The sequence below is a fragment of the Lysinibacillus sp. NPDC093712 genome (assembly GCF_050280025.1).
Classification (GTDB): Bacteria; Bacillota; Bacilli; order Bacillales_A; family Planococcaceae; genus Lysinibacillus.
Window position 1 is genome coordinate 1 of the sequence record NZ_JBNNUU010000012.1, and the last position, 22,748, is coordinate 22,748.

26 protein-coding genes and 1 pseudogene are annotated in these 22,748 nt (G+C 32.5%); 8 read left to right on the forward strand and 19 right to left on the reverse strand.

All coding sequences use genetic code 11. The features are described from left to right. Window positions 1-792: 792 nt before the first annotated feature. A complete protein-coding gene (locus ACQKNX_RS23675; RefSeq protein ID WP_427431003.1) occupies window positions 793-936 on the forward strand; it encodes a helix-turn-helix domain-containing protein in 144 nt (47 codons plus the stop codon). A 1,254-nt stretch (window positions 937-2,190) separates the two neighbouring features. Here ACQKNX_RS23675 and ACQKNX_RS23680 read toward each other — a convergent pair. Continuing rightward, window positions 2,191-2,466: a hypothetical protein gene (locus ACQKNX_RS23680; RefSeq protein ID WP_427431004.1), complete on the reverse strand. Its 276-nt coding sequence runs from the start codon at window positions 2,464-2,466 to the stop codon at window positions 2,191-2,193. A gap of 211 nt (window positions 2,467-2,677) precedes the next feature. Between ACQKNX_RS23680 and ACQKNX_RS23685 the strand changes: the two genes are divergently transcribed. Beyond that, entirely contained in the window at window positions 2,678-2,863 is a 186-nt protein-coding gene (locus tag ACQKNX_RS23685) for a hypothetical protein (RefSeq protein WP_427431005.1), read from the forward strand. A gap of 208 nt (window positions 2,864-3,071) precedes the next feature. Here the strand turns inward: ACQKNX_RS23685 and ACQKNX_RS23690 are convergent, their stop codons facing one another. From ACQKNX_RS23690 to ACQKNX_RS23720, 7 genes and pseudogenes are all read right to left on the reverse strand, one after another. Then, window positions 3,072-3,494, reverse strand: a complete 423-nt coding sequence (locus ACQKNX_RS23690; protein WP_427431006.1) for an ester cyclase — start codon at window positions 3,492-3,494, stop codon at window positions 3,072-3,074. A 301-nt stretch (window positions 3,495-3,795) separates the two neighbouring features. Continuing rightward, a complete protein-coding gene (locus ACQKNX_RS23695) occupies window positions 3,796-4,278 on the reverse strand; it encodes a hypothetical protein (protein WP_427431007.1) in 483 nt (160 codons plus the stop codon). A gap of 188 nt (window positions 4,279-4,466) precedes the next feature. Further along, a pseudogene (locus ACQKNX_RS23700) lies at window positions 4,467-4,991 on the reverse strand (GrpB family protein). A gap of 230 nt (window positions 4,992-5,221) precedes the next feature. After that, window positions 5,222-6,172, reverse strand: a complete 951-nt coding sequence (locus tag ACQKNX_RS23705; RefSeq protein ID WP_427431008.1) for a DUF2268 domain-containing putative Zn-dependent protease — start codon at window positions 6,170-6,172, stop codon at window positions 5,222-5,224. Window positions 6,173-6,581: 409 nt separating this feature from the next. Then, complete coding sequence (locus ACQKNX_RS23710; protein ID WP_427431010.1) at window positions 6,582-6,785, reverse strand: hypothetical protein; 204 nt, start codon at window positions 6,783-6,785, stop codon at window positions 6,582-6,584. 434 nt (window positions 6,786-7,219) lie between these two features. Beyond that, entirely contained in the window at window positions 7,220-7,387 is a 168-nt protein-coding gene (locus ACQKNX_RS23715) for a hypothetical protein (protein WP_427431012.1), read from the reverse strand. A 151-nt stretch (window positions 7,388-7,538) separates the two neighbouring features. Continuing rightward, the gene (locus ACQKNX_RS23720; RefSeq protein ID WP_427431013.1) at window positions 7,539-8,150 is read right to left on the reverse strand and encodes a hypothetical protein; all 612 of its coding nucleotides are present in this window, start codon (window positions 8,148-8,150) and stop codon (window positions 7,539-7,541) included. 410 nt (window positions 8,151-8,560) lie between these two features. On the opposite strand from ACQKNX_RS23720, the gene ACQKNX_RS23725 reads away from it, so the two are divergent. Together ACQKNX_RS23725 and ACQKNX_RS23730 are read left to right on the forward strand one after the other, a co-directional pair. Beyond that, the gene (locus ACQKNX_RS23725) at window positions 8,561-9,655 is read left to right on the forward strand and encodes an NADH-dependent flavin oxidoreductase (RefSeq protein ID WP_427431015.1); all 1,095 of its coding nucleotides are present in this window, start codon (window positions 8,561-8,563) and stop codon (window positions 9,653-9,655) included. Window positions 9,656-9,805: 150 nt separating this feature from the next. Then, the gene (locus ACQKNX_RS23730; RefSeq protein ID WP_427431017.1) at window positions 9,806-10,072 is read left to right on the forward strand and encodes a hypothetical protein; all 267 of its coding nucleotides are present in this window, start codon (window positions 9,806-9,808) and stop codon (window positions 10,070-10,072) included. 83 nt (window positions 10,073-10,155) lie between these two features. Here the strand turns inward: ACQKNX_RS23730 and ACQKNX_RS23735 are convergent, their stop codons facing one another. From ACQKNX_RS23735 to ACQKNX_RS23765, 7 genes are all read right to left on the reverse strand, one after another. Beyond that, entirely contained in the window at window positions 10,156-10,380 is a 225-nt protein-coding gene (locus tag ACQKNX_RS23735) for a hypothetical protein (RefSeq protein WP_427431019.1), read from the reverse strand. Window positions 10,381-11,102: 722 nt separating this feature from the next. Beyond that, a complete protein-coding gene (locus ACQKNX_RS23740; protein ID WP_427431020.1) occupies window positions 11,103-11,324 on the reverse strand; it encodes a hypothetical protein in 222 nt (73 codons plus the stop codon). Between the two features lie 395 nt (window positions 11,325-11,719). Then, window positions 11,720-12,442 carry an SDR family oxidoreductase gene (locus ACQKNX_RS23745; RefSeq protein ID WP_427431022.1) on the reverse strand — a complete coding sequence of 241 codons (723 nt, stop codon included), beginning with the start codon at window positions 12,440-12,442 and terminating at the stop codon, window positions 11,720-11,722. Window positions 12,443-12,804: 362 nt separating this feature from the next. Further along, the gene (locus ACQKNX_RS23750) at window positions 12,805-13,986 is read right to left on the reverse strand and encodes a multidrug effflux MFS transporter (protein WP_427431023.1); all 1,182 of its coding nucleotides are present in this window, start codon (window positions 13,984-13,986) and stop codon (window positions 12,805-12,807) included. A 284-nt stretch (window positions 13,987-14,270) separates the two neighbouring features. Next, on the reverse strand, window positions 14,271-14,717 hold the full coding sequence (locus tag ACQKNX_RS23755) for a hypothetical protein (protein WP_427431024.1): 447 nt from the start codon (window positions 14,715-14,717) through the stop codon (window positions 14,271-14,273). An 821-nt stretch (window positions 14,718-15,538) separates the two neighbouring features. Beyond that, on the reverse strand, window positions 15,539-16,105 hold the full coding sequence (locus tag ACQKNX_RS23760) for a hemoblobin-interacting domain-containing protein (RefSeq protein WP_427431025.1): 567 nt from the start codon (window positions 16,103-16,105) through the stop codon (window positions 15,539-15,541). Between the two features lie 323 nt (window positions 16,106-16,428). Next, window positions 16,429-16,866, reverse strand: coding sequence for a VOC family protein (locus ACQKNX_RS23765; RefSeq protein WP_427431026.1), 438 nt, complete (start codon window positions 16,864-16,866; stop codon window positions 16,429-16,431). 355 nt (window positions 16,867-17,221) lie between these two features. Here ACQKNX_RS23765 and ACQKNX_RS23770 point away from each other — a divergent pair, with 355 nt between their 5' ends. Then, window positions 17,222-17,395, forward strand: coding sequence for a hypothetical protein (locus ACQKNX_RS23770; RefSeq protein WP_427431027.1), 174 nt, complete (start codon window positions 17,222-17,224; stop codon window positions 17,393-17,395). Window positions 17,396-17,583: 188 nt separating this feature from the next. Here the strand turns inward: ACQKNX_RS23770 and ACQKNX_RS23775 are convergent, their stop codons facing one another. Continuing rightward, the gene (locus ACQKNX_RS23775) at window positions 17,584-17,949 is read right to left on the reverse strand and encodes a hypothetical protein (RefSeq protein ID WP_427431028.1); all 366 of its coding nucleotides are present in this window, start codon (window positions 17,947-17,949) and stop codon (window positions 17,584-17,586) included. A gap of 154 nt (window positions 17,950-18,103) precedes the next feature. Beyond that, window positions 18,104-18,385, reverse strand: a complete 282-nt coding sequence (locus ACQKNX_RS23780) for a hypothetical protein (RefSeq protein ID WP_340824209.1) — start codon at window positions 18,383-18,385, stop codon at window positions 18,104-18,106. Between the two features lie 182 nt (window positions 18,386-18,567). On the opposite strand from ACQKNX_RS23780, the gene ACQKNX_RS23785 reads away from it, so the two are divergent. After that, window positions 18,568-19,140 carry a GNAT family N-acetyltransferase gene (locus ACQKNX_RS23785; protein ID WP_427431029.1) on the forward strand — a complete coding sequence of 191 codons (573 nt, stop codon included), beginning with the start codon at window positions 18,568-18,570 and terminating at the stop codon, window positions 19,138-19,140. A gap of 388 nt (window positions 19,141-19,528) precedes the next feature. Here the strand turns inward: ACQKNX_RS23785 and ACQKNX_RS23790 are convergent, their stop codons facing one another. Then, complete coding sequence (locus ACQKNX_RS23790) at window positions 19,529-20,542, reverse strand: S66 family peptidase (RefSeq protein WP_427431030.1); 1,014 nt, start codon at window positions 20,540-20,542, stop codon at window positions 19,529-19,531. 144 nt (window positions 20,543-20,686) lie between these two features. Next, entirely contained in the window at window positions 20,687-21,007 is a 321-nt protein-coding gene (locus ACQKNX_RS23795; RefSeq protein WP_427431031.1) for a hypothetical protein, read from the reverse strand. Between the two features lie 208 nt (window positions 21,008-21,215). Here ACQKNX_RS23795 and ACQKNX_RS23800 point away from each other — a divergent pair, with 208 nt between their 5' ends. Continuing rightward, the gene (locus ACQKNX_RS23800; protein ID WP_427431032.1) at window positions 21,216-21,746 is read left to right on the forward strand and encodes a GNAT family N-acetyltransferase; all 531 of its coding nucleotides are present in this window, start codon (window positions 21,216-21,218) and stop codon (window positions 21,744-21,746) included. 448 nt (window positions 21,747-22,194) lie between these two features. Continuing rightward, a complete protein-coding gene (locus ACQKNX_RS23805; protein ID WP_427431033.1) occupies window positions 22,195-22,656 on the forward strand; it encodes a hypothetical protein in 462 nt (153 codons plus the stop codon). The last annotated feature ends 92 nt before the right edge of the window (window positions 22,657-22,748 follow it).

Below are 22,748 nucleotides of genomic sequence, written 5' to 3' on the forward strand. Positions count from 1 at the left end.
CGACGTTGACGTGACATAGTAGCACGCTCCTTTAAGTTGGTAGTCTAAGTGTACTAGCCCTTATTTTTTATGTCCAACTTAGTGTAGCCGATTCAGTTTCACCTCATTATTAAAAGGGAATATTTTTGAACAATTACAACCTTAGAAATAATTTTTTTAAATTATTTCAGTTATTTATACGTAGCTATTAGATTTGCAACTCGTGCTATTTTTACAGCCTATAATTCTATTTACCACGTCTTTGCTGAATTCTAATATACAATCCGATTAACCGATTCGTAGTCATCACACCATTTTGTAAATCCTTCAAATGTGAAGCATTGATAATACCTTCCTTCACTGCCTGTGCAATAAAGTTTTCAGTCTCAGTTCTTATAGCTGGTGAACCAGGATTTCAAAGTGTATAACATTCTCCTTCTTGTCTTTCACAATTAATTGGACTTTCAATTTACTCTTGCATGGCACGATTACTCGGCCTTCTAATTTGTAGACTCTAGGCATCTTCCAATTGCGTTACACTTCAAAATGTGGAGGTCAATTCTGCGTGTCCAATCACCGCCCCTAGTAATACCTGTTCCCTTTTTACAACTTCAAATGGAATCAAAATTTACCTCCTAACACTTATAAGAAGTCTACAGTTGTTTATTTTGAGGACATTGGGACTAGGTAGCGCCAAAGTTGGCGACATCCCATTTTTCTTCACCAGCTGCGTTTAATTTATAAATCTAATTCTGAAATTCAGAAAACAATTACGCCAATTACGTCTGTAGAAACAATTAACATTACGTAAACTTGAAAACGATACAGGTATTACTTTATCCTGCGCTCGGAAAGTATGAACGTGAAGAAAGACAACCTGTCTTTGAAACTTTAGAAAAATTAGCTGATTACTTTGATGTTTCAATTGATTACCTTCTTGGTCGTACAGAAAAATAAAGTCTTGCACCTCAATAACCTGAAGATGAAGACTTTCAAGCTTTTGCTAACAATCCAGAACTATAGAAATTTTACAAAGAACTTCCTTATTCGAAAGAAGAAGCAGTTAAGAGATTACGTGATATTGGGGAAATTTTAAAACATGAAAAGTATTAATACCCTTAGCCAGGCAAAATAGAGTTTCTTTTTTCATAGAACTAGCTGCTCTTTGCATAAAAAGCTGAATAAAAAATGTCACAAGAAAAGTCACAAACGTTGATTTAACAACATTCATGACTTTTTGGTGTACGTCTGAGCTTTCATTTTGGAACGTTTATTAGATTTATTTTGCATACTTAATACTAGAGGTTAAAAAAATAAATATTTTATTAAACTTCCAATGATTATAAGGATTATGAGTATAAAAAAACCTCTGAAAGTAAATCCAGTTACCATGTTCCTTTCTGGAATCCAGGGTAAATCTTTATCTCTTTCTCTCTCATCTCTTTTTATAAAACTCACTCCCTTTTACAATATTTCACCTATCACGATAGTTTAATAAGTATCTCTAGAACACTTCAATAGATTCCTTTAAAAACCTTCTCACAGTGTGGTTTGATTTCCTAACTTTGATTTGGGAACGTTATTTAATTTATTTTGTATACTTTATAAATCCTAGTTGCACTAAAGTCCCTGTTACTACAATAAATTATAGATTGAAAGGAAAAGAAATAGTATCGCAATTACTATCAACAAATATGTAGAAATGGATTTTTTGTCTTTACTTAAATATCGTATCCCATTTACAAGCAAATTTATAGACATTAATATGAGTGCGATTTCTCTTAAATTATCGTAAATAAACCCAAGCATTGCGAGTATCAACGCGATGACACCAATGACAATTTGTATCTTATCTAACTTACTAAAAGATTTTTTCATCGTTTCTCCTTTCCACCTTCGTTTAAACAAATTTCACCACGTCAAACAGTTGCTTATTGAATTAAACTGCTTGGTAACGATTATTGCATAATGACTGTTAATCAGGATAAACTCTTATCGACTTCTGCTCAAATTAAAATTAGTTTTTGATTTTCATATCCCACAATGATATATATAATATTTATCCTCAGACAGTTGTTTGGATATAGAACTGAATTTTTCAAATTTTGCTACCGCATAGTCTCTATCGAAACGCACTAATTCATCCTCGGAGTAATTATGGTAATAAATCATTTTTAGGATTTCTTTTGGACCATTTTTTAATAAATCACTTCATGCAGTAAAAATAGAAATAAGCGAAGTAGCTGAATTTTCATCAAATAGGGTGACGCCAATGTTATTAAAGCCTATGTGTTTAGGCATTCCAGGTAAGCTTGGGTTCCTGCATGGAATCCATGTAAGTGAATCATAAATATAATCCACTATGTTATCTTCAAGTCCAATGTATTCAACAATTAAATCTTTGTAATCCTCTTTATCTCTCCAAAAATATTTAAAAAAATCTTCATCTTGTGTTTCGGTCTTTTTTATTAAATAAAAATCATGCATAAATACCTCCATACGAATTAAAACCATTTTATGTAATTAATAACCATCTTATCATATAATGTTCGTTCATTTGTTCTAATTATTTACCTTCGCTTTAATAAAGTATTCTGCTTTGTTATTTGAATTATTAAAGCTCCCAAACACCTTTTCTTAAAATAAAGGCTTTCCCTCCTCTCTGCCGAATATTGACAGCAGGAAGGAGGTATAATTAATGAGTGATGTAAAACTAAGTTCTTTCCCTTCAAATAAAACTGCAGCTTTGACAATGCTTTATCTAGAGAAACAAGATTTTTCTAATTTAACACCATCTCAATTAGTTGATAAATACGATGAAGTCTATTATGAAATTACACAGAGAATGAAAGAGAATAAGAAAGGGAAAAAATTCTCATTCTAATTAATTTGCTATTTCTATCATTGAATTTGTCAATCGCGCTAGTTCCTCATCAAGCGCTGATTGAGATCGCTCCACTAACCATACTAGTTGTTGGCGGAGTATTTCTTCTACTGACATTTCATTTATTGATACTTTGAACTAGCCTCCGATTGTTTTTTCGGCTGTTAGATGCCTTTTTCAAAGCAAAATAAAAACACCCCGAAGGATGTTAAATACTTTTATTGCGATTTAGTTGTTTTTCAATACCAGCCCGATCAATTTGAATCCAGTATTCTGCTATCTTTTCATCTTCAATTCTATATATTGCGCTAGCTATTTCAATAACAGGCAGATTTGTCGGTTGATATCCGTCGATCTCTCCAATATGCGTACCAACTTGTTTCCAGCGTACATATACTTTATTTTCTTGCACCATGAATTCTTGGATTTCTAATGAAAAATCGCCATATGCTTCTATCATTTCTTTCACATGGTCTGCATAATCTTTTGGCGTTCTTATAACCGTTAATTCTTCTTCAGAAATAACTTGGTGTGCCCATACTTGGTCTGCCATTAATTCAGTTGCGTAATCAGGATTTTTCCCTGAACGTACTTCCTCAAAAAATTTCTTAACAATTTGATCTGGTGTCATATTAGTCCTCCGTTGTTATACATAATGGCAAGGATTTTAAAATCTCTACTTACTTAATAATAATGCAAGAGTCAACGAATTGGAATCTTCTTCTACATTCTCCACTCTTATAACTACAAAACGTTGCTTCTTAGGTGCTCTTTGCATTGAAATCTGAATGAATAATGTTCATAAGATAAGTCACAAACGTTGCTTTAACAACATTCGTGACTTTTTGGTGTGCGTCCAAACTCTCATTTGGGAACGTTATTGGATTTATTTTTGTATAGATTATTAGTATTCTATATATGTTAATGATAAGTTAGTTGGATTTAACTTCTTGAATCTTAGAAACAGGTACTTTAATATTTGTTCCTCTTATATCTTCCGAATCTAACGAAAAATCTGCAATCGCCTCAAATTCATACAGACCTTCTTTTAACTCAAATTGTTCTATCCAATTAAAATCCTCTCTATGCGGTTCATTTCGAATCAATGTTGTTGTTAGTAATGGCTGTGTCATAGCACCTTCATATATAAAATTACCGTCTTGCTGATAAATATTAAAGAAAAAAATACTTCCACCATGATATATATCCTTTTTTTCCGTGTCTCCGATATACGTAATCGTAGCATAAACATTCAGGTCTTTTTCAACATGTATAGATACTTTAAAATCATCTACCTGTTTATAATCATTCGTAATTACCGGTTCAACACTTAAATTTTCTTCATTGCTATTTGTTGTTGCACAGCCATTTAGTCCGAAAATCAACATTATAGAAATAATTATAAATATCCGCATTTTCGCACCTCTTTTTTAAGATTAGTCGAATTGCTAGTCGTTCTGTTTCAGACTTAATCGTAAAAAAATGCTGCGTTAATTTAAAGCTCCCAAAGTGTCGTTTGGTAGCTTATATTTATATGCTCTGTTATTATAAAAAGTCTTTACTTCTTATTGAAGTAAAGCACCGGTTACTTTATAACAGATTTTTATTTACCGTACATTTCCTTCATAGCTATCTCGATAATCTTTTTAATAAACGGTTCTTTCCTTTTTGTATATGTTGGTCTATCGAACTTATATTTAGAAGCAAGTTCTTTTTTTAAAGAAGCATACTCTATAGCCACATGGGGTTGTAACCTAAGATAATCTCGAAATATTAATTTTTCAATCCACTCACTGCTGTTAATTTCACAGATATGCAGATGACAAGTACCCTGTCCCCATAAACCCTTCCTAAAAAAACCGTCTATCTTTAAACTCAGGTTTATGAATATACTCAAATTCAATTTCACTAAGAGGAATAATAAAGTTGGATACCTCACCTAAATCTTGTACGCCCAAGTAATATCAATTATTGGTTTCGCTTTCAATCCCTTTATAGAAGTGCTTCCAATATGTTCAATCCCAACAACTTTATCACCTAAAACATCGATAATTCTTTTTTTCTCATATTCAAATTCTTTTTCCCAATTAAGATTATAATCAATAAGGTTAACAATTGGTTTCCTCAATTTTTCCCCACCTATAAAATAATACTTTTAATCTAATTCTAATGACCATTTATTGAAATCGAGCGCTGATTCTTTTTACAAAATAGCGCCCGATTGTTGAAGATCTTTACTAAAGTAAGGCACCCCGTTTGTTCAATAAGAAAAAAGAGATGCATTCGCAACTCAATGATTTTTAACTAATCATTAACATATATTTACCCCTAGAATATATGTTATTTTACATAGATTTGTTATTTATAGTTTTCAAGATAATTTCCTTTTTCAAAAATTTCTTTGGCACTTAGGGCAGTCCATTCCTCTGGAGTTACATTTGGGTGCAAATCAAGATAGGATTTAACCATTCTATAGCCCTCACCGTAACCATAACGACTAGGAAGGCCATTACCTCCCGCAAGAATTTCTAATGACCGATTCAAGTCAACCGTTTCGAGATCCAATGCAATTTTTGACCAATAATATTTGTTGAATGTTGAATGAATTGGATCATAATCAATATCAGGATAAACTAACTTATTAAACATAATCGCCTTTCCTTCAAATATTAGGTTATCCAAAACAGTAAAAGGTGGAGCATTACGAAAGTACTTCTCTGTCCAAACACTATGATGATATTCGTGAGGCATGCTAGACCTTATATCATCTTCGGTATAATCTTTATTGTAATGGACTATTATTTTCCCTGCCCCCAAGTTAGTCATTAGTTTATTTGTATTTGTAGCAGGAAAAACACATACAGTTGTTTCATTTTCAGATGGTATGAGGTTAGAAGATTTTAAAAGAGCTTCTTTAATAATATTTTCAGTTTTTTCCCTATCAATTTTTTCGCTTAATATTTGATTTTCTGTTAAAAGGTCGGCAGCTACATTTAGAATTGAATCTGCCATATAAGGATATTCAACATTCTCAAAGCAAGCACTATGTATTGGTTTAATTACCTCTTCATTATAAATTTCCGATTGTAATTGTTCTGGATTAATTTCAACTTTATCTGCATATTTTTGGTAAAGTTTATAGGCATTGACTATTTTAAATTTTTGACCTGTTTGAGGGTGTTCAAATGATAAAACGATACTTTCAATACCTTGCTTTTCTTTCGATTCTTCAGCTTGTGTACAGGAAGTAAGTGTTAGCAACGTAATTATTAGAAGAAATATGACAACAGTTTTTTGATAATTTTTCAAATAAAATCCCCCTATGTAAAAAAATACTACTCAATTAATTATTTCACCATATTTTAGTATGAAATTGTATATTACTTTGAAATTTCTTATTGAACTAACCTGCCTCGTTAACTTAAGTACACTATTTCACAAACTCACATCAAGATTAACATAAAACCCTATTTTTAATTTAAAAGCGTTATTCAATTAAATGGCCCGATTGTTGAACAAAATTTAAATAATCTTTAAAATCAATTAAATATGTAAGCGTCTATAAGAGCTGCAATTTCTTTTAGTACGTGTCATCATCCATGTAGTCTCTGCCACGTCTATATTCCGGTAGTTTTCCATTTACCAAGTAATTCGAATGACATCGACACTGAATACCCTTGGATGCAACGCCCCAATGCCCCCATTAGTTGGATCAAAGTTATTTCTTCTTTCTTGTTTGAATATATTTTTCTGTCAATAATCCCGCATTAAACACTGATAAAATCATGATGAAGAAAAATATTACCCGAACGGTTGGATCCCTCTTGTCAGCAATAAACTCAATACTAGAAAAATTAATATAAACAAAACCAAAAGCCACAAATATAGATAAGATAAATTGCCCTTTTAAAGACTTAATCACAAAATGCCCCCTATAAATAGTATTTAGCTGTCCTGGGTTAGTTTAAGAAAAAAGTGCCACCCCAGACTTGAAGTAAAGCACTCCTTTCCATTCAATATTTTACATATATTAACTTATTCAACGCATTCGCAATAAAACTCTTCTTCCACTAACCTGCTCCTTTCGTAAAACACACAAAAGGAGATTGATAGTTGTTTCTACATATAAAACCTGTCCCATAAAATTAAGTGTTTTTTACAACCCTTCTTGGTATTGAACCTTATAATCAATACCTGCGACATTTACTTGCAGTGAAATGGCATTCGACTTCTCTTTTTTTTAGGTAAAATAAAAAGCCACTCAGAATGATTAGCTAGTTTTAATATTTAATAAGTTGTTATAAAGAGTTTTTTAATAAGAAAAGCGTTATTGATATAAAGCTCCCGTCAGTTGAATCATTGTTCCGTTTTATTCTCAATTTCCAATCTTTTTTGTTCCAAAGCTACTTTTTCTCTTTCTAATTTGATTTGTTCAAGCTTTATATCATTGTTCTTTTTCATTTCATATATAGCACCTGCAATAAGTACGATAAATAAAATAGCTAGCAATGAGAAATAATTCATTTGTGCTTAATCCCCCCTCTTTAAACATTTAAACCAAACGCTCATCAAGAGCCGCATATGCAACTCAATAATTTTCAATTAACGCTCTTACGAATTACATAACACGCAATATTTAGTTCTAAGCCCGGTATTCCCTATTCCGATTACACCACTAATGTTCATTCGTTCCCTTATCAGTCCATAATACTTTATATAAAAATGCGAGCTCCGCTTCTTCAATGCCAGCAGGCAATTCACCATTTTTACTTCCGACAGTGCGCAGCTCGTTTTTTGTAGTGCCTAGCCATGCCACCAAATAAACCGGTTTGTTTTTCGTTAATGTAATATTTTCGCTGATTAAATTACTAAAAGAAGAAGACGTCATGCTACTTGAATAAGTTGTTGTAGCAATTCCAGAAGGTATGCCAGATAATAATTTCAAGGGACGATTAGAATCACTTACTCCAAATGAAATAAAGCTATCTTGATAGTTTTTTTCGATGGCACCCCAGCTCTTTAGCAATTCTTCTTTCAACTTACCTTTTTTATATACTTCGACTGAAAATTGCAAATCATCATCTTTGGATAAAGTACCATTTAGTTTAAAAAATTCAATATTTCCTACCCCTGTTTTGCTAATTAGTAGACTTTCTTTTTCACTCATATTATATGACTCAATAGTTATCTTCGCTTTTGAGGACGTTTTATCTTTTTCTACACCCACACACCCTGATAACAAAAAGATAAGAATTACAAATGAGCAGTAACGTTTAAAGCCTTGCATTTTTATTCCTCCAGTCAATTTGTCAGGAATTATTTCATACAGGTTTTAATACCAGATATACATCAATATTAACATAAATATCCAATACAAGTGCAATTACTGGGCAAAAAGTAAAAAGGAGATACGTACAGGAGGCTTATATAAAAAAGTTTTATCTATAAGATAATCTTTATTGAACTAAAGCTTATGGCGGAGTTGATGGGGATTCCAGCTCGGTTTAATATGCGTTTGATAATATATCTTAGATTATCGATGCTCATACGTCTTTCCTGCCTTCTAATTTGGGTCAGTCCCCCCTATGTTCTACTACTTTTTTTATTATGATCCCGGAAATAAAATATAGTAGTAAAGCGCAATCTTTGACTTTTAAATCCGATAAATTTACTCTTGTTTTAGAAGGAGTGAATAACATGACAACTTATTTAGCACCATTTACTTATAATAACGGCGTCACAATTCGTAATCGTTACGTGATGGCGCCAATGACAACTTACTCAGCAAATGCTGATGATACAGTATCCGATGCGGAGATTACATATTACCGTGAGCGCTCATCTGGCGTCGGTATGGTCATTACAGCATGTGCTTACGTAATTCCTAATGGGAAAGGCTTCCCAGGTCAAATATCTGCGCATAGCGATGTATATATTCCGAGCTTAAAACGTATTGCTGATGCGATTCACGATGGTGGCGCAAAAGCAATTTTACAAATTTATCATGGTGGACGCCAAGCAGTACGTGACCTTGTACCAAATGGCGATGTCGTAAGCTCAAGTGAAACCATTGCAGCAGATGGCGGTGTGGCCCGTGCATTAACGGTAGAAGAAATTGAGGAAATAGTCTTAGCATTTGGTGAAGCGACACGTCGTGCAATTGAAGCAGGATTTGACGGTGTGGAAATTCACGGTGCCAATACGTATTTATTACAACAATTTTTCTCAGGCTTTACAAATAAACGTTCAGACCGTTACGGTGGCTCTGTTGAAAAACGTATGACATTCTTATCAAAAATTATCGATAGTATAAACCGTGCAAAAATGCAATATGCTGATGACCAATTTATCGTTGGTTATCGTTTTAGCCCAGAAGAGCCTGAAGAAGACGGTATCACTCTAGATGAAACGGTTCAACTTGTAGATCGTTTAGCAGATGTAAAGCTCAATTACTTACACATTTCATTAGGTGATTTCCGTGCAGAAGCGCGTCGTTATAGCGGTGAAAAAGAAAACCGTATTAAAATTTTAAAACGCGTGATTGACGGTCGTGTACCATTTATAGGCGTTGGTTCTATTTATTCACCAGAAGATGCCAAAGAAGCGATGGAAACAGGTGCTGATTTACTTGCACTTGGTCGCGAGCTATTAATTGAACCACACTGGGTAGAAAAAGTAGCAGCTGGTGAACCAGTTATTACTGAAATGGATATGAGTCGTGATAATAACATTCCAGAGCCGCTAATGAACATGATGAAACGTAATGTTGGTTGGGTGCCAGGCGTAAAATAATTGTAAAAAAAGGAACCTCTATGACGAACTGACCCAGACTATATACGATATCCGTTTCGTACTTTGTTTGATTATGATTGGATCAGGCATTTTTATGTTTGTCGCTGGTGGCTTCCCAACTGACATGAAAACGAAACAGCACAATACTATATGAATACGATGGAGCCCACAGGTTATTTTGTACCGATGCTAGCGATTATCAAAATCAATTGTGGGCTCTCATTTATAACAAAGCGTCTTATGCCATTTTCGTTAATTATTTTTATGTCACAATCTGTTGATTTGGTGGTGTTCCATTTATTCTTAAAGCCATTCACAGGCTTCCCTGCAAACTACTTTTTCTTAATGAAAGTTGTATTAATGGTGAAGCATTTACTGGATTATCGCAGTTTGTTATTCATAACCTGTGCCCTTTAATGAAAACGAGCACTGATTCTTATTACAGAATCGCGCCCGATTGTAGAATAATAACTTACAATGTTAATGCCACTCAAAAATAATTAAAAACTAAAAAGAGCCATAACAATAATTAACAAAGATCCTATTATAAGAAGCATTCCCCAACCATTTTTTCCTTTCATTTTATATTCTTCGATTCCCATAATTGCAAAGAGAACTCCAAGCAATAAAGATGAGATTGGACCATAAGAAAAATTCTTTGTCATTAATCCGTACATTGAAATCGCTACTACAATTAAAGCAAGCATCACTTTAATAATTTTCAACTTAGTTCCCCCTTAATTGAAGACAGATTTAAGTTTTAATTCATTATCTCATTAACTTTATATTTTAACATTAATACCAAATTACGAAGTATATTGTTATTCAACAATCTGACCCGTTTGTTGAACACACGTTAACTACTCTGTATAACTAACCTACACTGCTAGTATAAGTAAAATTTCTCACCAGATAAACATAAATATCCACATAGGGTGCGATTACTGAGCAAGATTAATCACATTTTTCCTCTTTATTTTTATCCCTCCTCTGCTAAAATACTTTTTCCACTCGTAATAACTTACATAAGGTACCGTCACACTTGGTGGCTTTACTTTTTTGTAAGCTTTATTATTGCCTGTTTTTATGTTAGCCCTAAGTCCTCCATGTAAGCGTCAATACGAGCTGCTAATTTCTTTGGTACGTGTCATCTATCTCTTTTTTACTGTAATTTTCACTTCAGAAATCACTTCATTTGATAATGCGTATGCAGTAACCACTTCATAAACATACCATTCCAATAGGGCGCAAAATACTAGACTGCTTACCTTCTTTATAAATCTTGATAAACAACTTTTTATAAGTTAGACCTAAGTCCACTATATAAGCGAAGAGAAATGATAAAATAAGAAGCCATTCAAAATGAATGGCTTCTGTAGATTTGTAATAAAGTATGAGTAAATTAATATGGAACAGGAAAAAGTACAATAAGTTGAAATGGTTTTAATTACCATCTATCGTTATTTTTATGATTCTTGAAATGTATGTACTCTGTATTTTTCATTCTCGTCCAACTACTCATAGCATTCAAAATAATAATAAAGATTACAAATAAAACTGAACCGACCATGTAATGACCTAAGAAAAAAGTAACAAATGCCACAACTAATAGTGATATTATTAAAACTATTGCTAATATTTGTAATTTCGCACTCTTCTTATCATTCATATACTCTACCTCCTATAAAATGATTTTTCGCGTCTTTTAACATGTTAATATGGTTTATTTTACCTCATTTTAAAGTATTACACAAAAAATCCTGACATATATATATGATTATCTCTAAGAAAACTAACGCTATTAATTTAAACTTTATTTTGCTCTAAATCGTTTTCTCCAATTCTCGTAGTTCATGTATGGCACCGTTACGCTTGGTGGTATTACCTGTTTGCAAGCTTTATTGAAAGCTTGTTTATTAGTAAGTATAAATTAAACATGTCAGCATCAATACGAGCAGGTAGTTTCTTTTGATACGTATCATCCGTGGCTACCTCGTGGATACTCTGTGAACTTTCCATTCACCATGTAATCGTATGACAAAGGCACTATTATCCATTGAACGATTAAGCATTTAAGTCTGTTATTGAGGGGATACTAATTTCCTTAACACATGAAACTGGTGATAAATTAATCACACATTGCACAATAGAAACAATATCTTGTACAGGTATACGTGTACCCTCATATAAATCAATTGCCTTTTCTGCACCTTCTTCATAAGGTACTTCTGCAGCCAGCTCCCCTGGATTAATACAAGTGACAGGGATTTTATCTTCTCTCAAATGTTCACGTAGAGCATTTGTAATGCCCCGTAAGCCGAATTTTGATGCAACAAATGAAACTTGTGAACTGTTTGTATGATCTAAGCCTGCCGTTGACCCAATTAAAATGACTTTTCCATTTTTAGCTTGTCTTAAGTTCGGTAGAAGCGCCTGAATATACGTAATGGTAGAAGTTAGATTTATATTGATTAAGTTGGAAATATCTTTAATTTCATCCTTGTCAAATGAATAATCATCCTCGAAACCACGCTTTTCCCATACTCCAACATTATAAATTAATACATCTATTGCAATGTCTTTTAATGTTTCCTTTAAAGCAGCGATTTGTTGTTGACTTGACAAATCTATTGAGAGCCATTTGCGAATTACACCATCATTAATATCCAAACTTTCCGGTCGTGTTCTTGACACCATCCATACTGTATCTCCCACTGTGGGTAGACCTTTTACAAAGGCGTCGCCAAGCCCTTGACTTGCTCCAAAAATAATAAAGTCTTTACTCATCCAATCATCCTCTCCTTGAACTATCTTTTTGATTATTTAAGATAGAAAACAACATAACAATATCTATTATATTTACAACATTATTAATTCTCTTCATTCCTTTGACTGAAATTCATAACTGTTGCTTGAGTTTGACTATCAATTTCTTGTTCTAGTTGGCTATACTACACCATTTGGAGTGAAAATGCAGCTCTTACTTTTACCATAAAAAACCCCATAAAAGTTAGATTGCTGTCTAACTTTTACGGGGCAGTTCAAAAGAGGATGCTTTTATATAATTGATAATTTTTTAATATAATGGAACGATTACAGTAGCTTTAAAATAAAGTTCAATTGTGGCCCCTATAACGTAACGTGAGAATTCACAGCTTTTTATTAAGTAAGGGTACGCTTATTAAAAGCATAACAATTCCTATTATTAAAAAATATAGTGGCATCGCTAAAACTGTTCCATTATGGAAAATACTCATACCATAGATTATAGCGCTGACCAGTAAATAATAACCTAAGCTAAATATTGCACCCGCAGAACCAATGACGTCTTGAAAGTCAACGAGCGCTAAGCTTAAACAGTTTGGTAAAGCAGTACCTGTACCAAATAAAATAATGAACACACTAACAATCATAGTTGGCATTTGTAATGCAGTCGGTAAAAAATGCACCGACGTAGCGAGCAATGTACCGATGAGCATAATGACTAAACCTCGTACGATAATCTTCTCAGGTGTTGTGTGGCTAACAAGTCGCTTAGATAGCATCGCACCTGCAATAGAAGCGACCGCAACGATAATACCTAAAAAACCATATACCGCACTTGTTAGGGTAAAGTATTGCGTAAAAATAAATGGTGCTTCGGTATAATAGCTAAATAATACACCGTTAATACCGCCAATTAATACGCCGTAGCGCCATAGACGCGCATTTGTAATCATGCGCTTCACTATTGGTAGTATAGGCTTCATTTCGATTGTTGTTAGCGCTGTTTCAGGTAAGCGTATATACGCATAGCAAAATACAATAATGCTCATAGCAACTAACACGAAAAATACGACTTTAAAGCCAAAATAATAATCGGTAAAACCACCGATTAATGGGCCAATGGCAGGTGTGAAGGCAAGGGCAGCTGAAATTTGAGCAAACAATTTATGTCGCTCAACACCAAAAAAACTTTCGCGTAAAATCGTTTGTGTCACGACAGAGCCGACACTCGCACCAAACGCTTGAATAAAGCGTGCGACTAATAAAACTGCCATTTCATTTGCTACTAAACAAAGTACGTTACCAACAAAATATAAAAACAGCCCATAAAGCATTGCCTTCCGACGACCAATTTTGTCGGATAGACGGCCAAAGAAAAATACTCCGAAGGCAAATGCGATAAAGTACACACTCATCGTAAGCTGTGCATCACTCATAGAAGTTTCAAACACTACTGCGATAGAAGGTAATGATGGGCTAAAAATAGTTTCACTAATTTGTGGGAAGCCTACTAAAACAATTAATAATAATAAGCTAGGTGTTTTGTTTCCGATGTTTTTCTTCAAAATAATCCTCTCCTAGATAATTATAGGTTTGAAAGAAAAACATCGTAGCTTGGGAAATGGTGGCTTCACGAGTTTGATTTTTTCTAAATCTCTCATGAATTCACTTCCTTCTAAATTAAATATACGTAAAATTATACCAGCCAAAGGGATAAACGATGTAACTTTTTTTATATACAGTTAGTCTTTTTACTTAGTCGCATATTAACCTTCAATAGTTTTTAAACAAAATAAAAGGTATTTGTATATTAGGAACACAAATACCTTAAGAACAATCCAATTTCCCCTTAATCTTCTACTGGATATGTATACCTTCTCATCGTTTCACATTTATCATCTGAGCATTCGAAATAATAGGGTTTTTCAGAGTCAGAACTTACGACTTTCACTTTATATCTAAAAGGAAAACCATCTTTTTTTGTATATTCTCCAACCTCAACAGATACAATATTTTCACTTTTTAAATTAAGTAATTGAAATGCCTTCGATGCACCCGTTAATAAAATCTCTTTCTTCTGGAAATCATCATGTTTATGATGATTCAAATAGCCAGCCACACCGATTGAACAAAAGAAGAGAAGCATAATAGCTAGAATAGATATAAAATTTGTTAACTTTTTATTGTCCGATTTTACACCTATTACAAATAAACTGATCATAATTGAAGTACAAATATAAATGACTGTAAATATAATAGTAGGCTTTTCACATAAAGAAATTTGATAAATAAACAATATAAATACATACACAACAAATAAGACAGCCCATATGGGAATTAGATATTTTTTATATGTTTTCAAATTGGCGCACCTCGTATTATTTATTTACCCAATCCAATTTTAACATAAATATCCAATTATAGAATTACCTTTAAAGAAATACTATTGAGGTGATTTATTACACTTTTTTGAAAACCTTAATTATTCACCCATCAACAGTGAAACAATAAACAAGTTTTTATTGCATTATGCCATAAATTTGAACCTCACCATTTAGGGTGAAATTGCTTTACACAATCCCCTACTGCACAATATCCTTCAATTACTCACCTAGTCCACATACGCAAAATAATTTCCCGGGTAAGCGCAAGAAACGACAAGTTTTACTTATCAGCAAAATTATTGTTCATCGACTAATTCCTCTTCAACCGGATCAATTACATTTAATCAGTTACATCGATAGCCTCACTTACCTTCTGCAATTTACTCCTTATAGTGCATTCATCCAAGTCTCCGCATCCATCCTCTACTTTAACTCTGCGTCTGACTTTTTCGTTTTTGCTTTATAGGTTTGCATATTCACGTCGTTTGTTTATAAACAATTGTTTCATTGCTCCCATATCACGAATGCAGCTCAAATACTGATGGAGATGTAGTCAAAAGCTCTATTCCATTATCTACTAAGTTTGTAACGACTTTCTTCCTTATTTCATATACTTACATTTTCGAAACAGAAAAAGCATCCTCAGAAGAGGGTATTTTGTTATGTATTAAGCTCATCACTTAAACAAATGTGCAAAAAGAAAAGAACGCCATAATCGACGTTCTCATTTTGTTCATTTAATAAAATTTATTAAATATTGCCCTTTTGTCGAACCATCTTCAGACGTAATGTCCAGCCATGATACATAGATATCTGATATCGTATTTGATTCTGTATAGTCGAAATTATCATCACCGATATTTTTTCTGAATATATAACTTTGTGCTGAGCCATTGTAAGATTCAATTGCTGCTTTAATTTCACCGACTGTTGCTGTCGATTTAACTGATATAAATCCAATTGAGCTGTCCACTTGTACAATACCAGTGTCTTTTGTTTTTATTCTTACTTCAGCTAATGGTTCAAGTACAGTTTGCCTTACAACAGCATCTTCATAGCCAGTAGCATGAAACTTGAAAATCAACAAGCCAGAAGGCATACCTTTAGGAATTGTGATTTTTCCTGGACTAACCCATGAAGAAATAAAACTTAAAGGAATAAAATTTACTCCGCCGTCTGTACTAATCGATATGGAACTTAATTTAGATTCCCAAGCAGTATTAGAAGAGAAGCTAATTTCCAATACATTGTCTAAGTAGTTATTTGTAGAATCCGATATTAAAGTTGGTGCTGCTAACAAGCTATTCTCGTCTTATACCATTTCTTTTTCTAGGTTTTATAACGAGCCTTCACCGTACAGGTGATTTTCATCACATACGGCGATCCGTCAGTAATATTTCTCCTTATTTCCCCAAAAGAATTATAACTTTAGTCATAGGTTTTTGTCACTATAATATATGATTATAATTACACTAAGTATCTACTTGCCTTTTATTATAGTTCCCTTACCAATGACGCAATTTCTAGCTCTGGATTGTTGTACCGTTCCAGGTTTAACATCTTAACAGTACAAACAAACATCCACCACTAAGTAACAAAGAGTTACATCTTCAATTAACATGCCTACTTGATTTCCTCAGCCAACTCCAAAATAATTCCCTCTGGACCACGAACATAGCATAATTTATAACTTTCTTCATATTGTTGTATCTCACTAAAGATTTCGGACCCATTTCTTTTCAATTTGGCAACAACAGCTTCAATATTTTCAACAGTAAATGCTATATGGCGGATACCTAGTGTATTTGCAAAGGGATGCTGAATATCTGTATCATCTGACGGCGAATAAAATTTGATTAGCTCTATCCATGTTGGACCATCTGATGTTCCCAAACCAACACACGCTACTCTAGCGTCATTAAGCCCAATTGCATATCCCATTAACTCTCCTTCCATATCCCATTCCGCTTTCACCTCAAGCCCAAAATCGATAAAAAACTGTTTAGCGGCAGAGAGATCGTTTACGATTACACCTATATGATCTATTCGTTTGATATTCAAATTTCATACCTCCTATGTTCCTGTAATTATCCAATATACTGTATACAAATGCTAGTAATAACAAAGGGATTATTAATAAAAAGAAAATATACTATCATTACGTTACTATTATAATTATTAGTAGCGTATATTTTTTGATTGGTGGTTTGATATCTTTTGTTTTTAGCATAGCAAAGTTGTCTGAAATCCATCGATCTTAGCGTTGCATATTGCAATGCTTTTTTGTTATTGCACAATTTCTTTCAAATATTCATTACGCAAAACTACCAATTATATTTTCTATTGATTAATTATTTATTGCTTTTAATTTATCCATACCAACCATATAATTAAATAACTAAAAGGAGGCTAAAAAATGAAACATAATCCTTTACATCAATGGCAAAAAGAACATAATAAACGGGTAAAAGAATTCCATAAAAATCACGCTTTAGCATTAGACAATGGTGAGAATGGAAATGGGCTATTAGCTAAGTGGGAAAGATTTATATACAACAAAGGGAAGGCTTTTTTAAAGTCTGTCAAATAAAGTGTTTAGTAGCTGTTCTTATTTAGGGCAGCTCTTTTTAATTTTAAATCACCATTTCTAACAGTTCCTTCTTTCCACTAACCTCTTTCTTCTGCCCTCCCAAGTTACACTTGTAATGAGAGGGATCAGTTTGCTTTTTAAATAAAAAGACACTCCTACTATAAGGAATGTCAAAAGTACGTAAAAAATTATCTATACATATCTAACTGATTTAACAAATATCTTTCTAATTCATTTATTGATAATACCACTTCTTTATGAAGTTTATCTTCGATACTATCTTCAGTAATAAATACTAAATATTTATTTGCATCTACAAAAAACTTTTCAAATTCTTGTAAAAAGGCTTCGATTTTTTGATCGCCAGGCGTTACAGATAAATAGATCGTTTTAAATAAATTAAAGTCACTATACGCATTACTTAAAAAATAGATAACTAGCGTTTTATCATTATTTACATTCGATTTTACAAAAGATAGGTTTTGTTTTAGCTTATTCAATGCATTTATAAGATTTGTAGTTTGCTTAAACATATTCGCTGTGTTACTAAACATCTAATATCCCCTCCAACTTAATAATAAAAAAAAATCTATAAAATTGGAATATTTTTATCAAACTTTTCCTCTCAAAGCTAACACAATTGTTCCTAAAATGCACAAAGAGCTTTCACAACAATTTTTGAAGGCTCTAAAATAAAATTTCCTATTATTAATTCTGTAGTACGAAGTTATATTTTTTATTTATCTTGTTTGCAATTGTTTCTAAAAACAATTCAACCGTCATATTTTCAACTTCTCTTGTATACCATGCGAGCTTAGCGCCATAATTTTTTTTATTATAATTTACTTCTAATGGCCAAAAATTTTTTGTAGCATAAGTATAATCAAACTTAACAAAAAGTTCCTTCCCATCTGGACATTCCATAACAACATTATACATAGGATTTTTTCTTTCTTTTTCAAACTTAACTTTTCTAATTTTGGTTAACAATAGTATCCCTCCATTTATGTACTAATTCGACATAAAGAATGGTTCTCCTCTAAAATCAGACAAGTATAATACACTAAGCTCCATTTTTGAAGTAAAGCCCAGTTTGCTTTAGACAATTTATGCATATATATATGTTATTATAAAATTTACTGTTTTTATAGGTAATAAAGGGAGAAATGATAATGATACATAAAAAAGGAATAAGAGTCACGTTACGTACAGCTACAATTGCGGATTTAGAAGAAATTTATTATTGGAAATATGTTGATGAAACACAAGCCGCTAAGAAATGGAATGGGCCGTATATTCCAGAAAAACAAATGACTAAAACAGAATTTTTAAAGGAATGGGCCGATGATGAAGAGCTATTTGAAGGTGTCCCAAGTACATTAGTCATGGCAGTAAATGACCAATTTATAGGTGTCGTCGGATCATATTGGGTTGACAAAAATACGAATTGGCTTGAAACAGGGATTGTTACATATAATTCAGATTACTGGAATGGTGGTTACGGTTCTGAGGCTTTTAGCTTATGGATTGACTATCTTTTTGAAAACACTACTCTTCATCGCATAGGTATGTCTACTTGGTCCGGCAATGAAAGAATGATGCGAGTAGCAGATAAATTGGGGATGCAATTAGAGGCAAAAATTAGAGACGCACGAATGGTTGACGGAAAATACTATGATGCAATTAAAATGGGCATTTTACGTAGCGAGTGGGAATTACTAAAAGTTAGTCATCATTCAGTCTAAAAGATTAAAAATTATATTTTCACACTTAAAACCAGCTCGGTATTTTTTACATTGCTGGTTTTTGTAAGCGTAAATGTACCTTGTAGTAGTAGGTACTTTGTTTGGGCAATACTTATGAAAGAAAGATTTTCCGAAATCTTTAAAGCTCTTTAATATTTTTTTATTTTTTGAAAGGCAATTAACTATAAAATCCAAGTTAATAGTGCATATAAATAATAGTGTTAAGTAAACTTCCTCCTGATTTGTTTCTTAGGGTCGCCCCTATCCCTGGGTGACCCTTGTATAGATTACATCCCTAAAGTCAGTAAGGTATATTGAATACTAATTGATAATCGTATCCTTAACCGCATATTATATAAGTTTTTAGAAGTTGCTTTACATATTATATTTAAATAAAGTGTTGCAAAATAGTTCCTTTACCGTTATACGTTTGCACTTCTGCAAATGCTCCATTGATTAATGTTATTTGTGGCGGCAAATGACCACAATCGATGTCGTATATAATCGGAATTTCAAGCTCCTCAGAAAGCTCCTCATACACATCTTCGACTGTATAATTTCCAACAGAGCTTTCAGCATTACTTCTACCAAACATTATTCCTGAACAATTATTAAACCATCCTGCTAATCTCATTTGTACAAGTGTCCTACGCAAATCGGTAGTAGATAACTCACAGTTTTCAAAAAACCAAATAACAGATTCACCTTTAATAAAAGTTTCTGTAAAGTTTTGTATTTCACCAAATCGTGTTCCAATTAAATGTCTAATCGTATCAATACACCCCCCTAGTAAACGCCCATGTATTTGAACACGTTTATCTTCAGTAGTTTTCCAGTTTGTTTTCTCAGTAAAATTAAAAACATAAGGTGTAGGCTTATCAAAATGCCACTCCTTTTGATATTGGTTTGAAGAGTGTTGTACAATTGATTCACCTTTTTTTAGAGATAAAACCGACTGCCACATTGCTGTTGTGTCATCAGAATATTCTCCTCTTAAATCTATTAGATTCGTACCATGTGCGGTAGCTATGCCTGTTTCTAATGTAATAGCTAATAATAAAAGACTGATGTCGGAGTAACCTAATACCCATTTAGTTGGAATATTTTCAAAGTTAATATATTCGAGTGTCTCAATAAGTAGCTCTCCTCCCCAAGGAGGAATAATAATATGGATTTCATCATTATTAATCATGTTATTAAACTCTTCCGCACGCTTTTTAGCTGAAGCAGATTTTGCTTTATCTTGAGTCCATACAGTTTCTCCACAAAGGACTTTATATCCTTCCTTTTCCATACGAATGCATGCTGTTTTCAATAAATCATGCAGTTCACTGGGTACCCCCGATGAAGGTGCTGTAACACCAATTGTTGCCCCTACTTCTAAAAATGGATATTTTATCATACGTATTCCCCTTTATAGTTCTAGTTAATTGTCATAAATTAATTAATTGCTTTTAATCTTCGCTCAGTAATATCAACTTGCTATGTAATTGCGTATAAAAGAAGATAAATATTTTATTTACGATAAGCTCGCCTCCCAGCATATTCAATTTTCATATAAATACACTTCGATATTGTAATCATTTAAACGATGGATATTTAGTTGTTGTTTAAAATATTTTTCTACATCTTCCGTATATTCTTTATTAGATACATTCATACTTACAAGTAATAATTTATCATTCTGATCTACACCCATACTATACACCCCATATTTTTTATGCGCTGTATCATAAATTTCTTCATTATTAAAAAATTGCTCTATATATTGTTGTGAATCATCTCCTGAAATAATTAGTTTTTCTTTAAAATAGTATACAGAAAAAACTAATAGTAAAAGAATTATTAATGGAAAAAATCTCTTCAATTTTATTCCTCCTAAAATATTTAAATATAAATTAATTAACTTAATTGACTACACTCTCTTCTTGTTTTTTCATCAAATAAAAGGTTTTAAGATTCCTTTATTTTGCTACTATTGGTATCATTAGGTTATACAACTTTGAAGGGACTGAACTATGCGCAGATGGCAATATTTTTTATCTAACTGATTAAAAATATTGGAGGTACAAAAATTGATAAAAGAACTAAACACCCAAAGATTACATTTAAGAAGAATGGAAATTTCAGACTCATATAGCTTATTTAAAATTTGGTCTGATCCAGATGTCACGAAATTTATGAATATTGCTAGCTTTACAGATGAAGCGCAAGCAAAAGAAATGATTGAACTTCTTGAGGAATTGGCTCAGGCAAATGAAGCAATTCGGTTCAGCATGATTGAAAGAAAATCCAACGAAATAATAGGAACGTGTGGATTCAATTTTATTGACTTTGAAAATAACAAGGCAGAAATCGGTTATGATCTCGCGAAAGCCTATTGGGGCATGGGATTTGCGCCAGAAGGTATAAAGGCACTACTGAAATATGCTTTTGAAAGTTTAAAATTAAATAAAATTGAAGCAAAAGTGGAGCCTGCAAATGTAAATTCTATTAGGGTTTTACAAAAACTTAATTTCACGTTCGAAGACCAAGTTAGACAATACGAAAATTCTAATGAAAGTTTTATAGATATAAATATTTATTCACTTCTAAAAACAGATTAATTTTAAACTTCGCCTATATCAATCAATAAGATATAGGCATTCTTTTGTTTGAGACTTTTTAGTTTGATTCCACCTATTTAATATACATTTTAGCTGCTTCCTTTTTGATTCTTCTCGACAAACACATTCGTGTAAATTTTTATATTTTCATTTTACTTTTCTATAAGAATTCATTTACATAATGGTAATTATATCAAAATAAACAATAAATAGGGGTAATTATCAACTGAATTAATATCATTTGCCCTCATGCTAATGAGTTAGACCTCATCAAAAATGTCAAAGGTATTGATTTTCGACAGCTACAGCAAACATCAAATATAAAAAGATATCCGAACTGGTCAACTATGCTCCATCATTAACACGTTGTTTTATTTGCTTAAAATTCCTATACATAAAACTTCTTTAATCTGCAAATAACAAGGGCAAATGCAGAAAGGAATTGAATATGAGAAAAAGAATAATCATTTCGTTAGTATTAATGTGTTTCTTAGTCACTAATTATGCTTTTGCTGAATCCGATACAGAATATTTCCCTCAAGATAAACCCCCGAGTGTAATAGAATTAGCCTTTTTGCGCGAATTAGGCCAATCAATACTTGAAACAATGACTTCTTACGGTGATAATGAATTATTTACTGCTGGAAGAATCGAAAAAATTGAAAGAAATAGACAAAATGACTTTTATGACGTTACTTTAAGAGTTATTACTTTTGAAAATGCACATAATCCTCCGTATAAACTAATTAACATTACTTTTCGAATCCCCCCTGGTGAAGCTGCAACAAAACATAAAGTGATTTCAGATAAAGCAGTAATATCTTATAAAGTAAAACACATTTCCCCAGAGGAATTTATAAAGTTATCTGAACACACACGAATTAACTCTGAGCAATTTCCCGTTAATTAATAATTAATGGCTAAGAACATTGATATTAGAGCATCAGATTTGATGCTCTTTTTACAATTCAATATATAGAACAGTAAATAGAATCTATACTT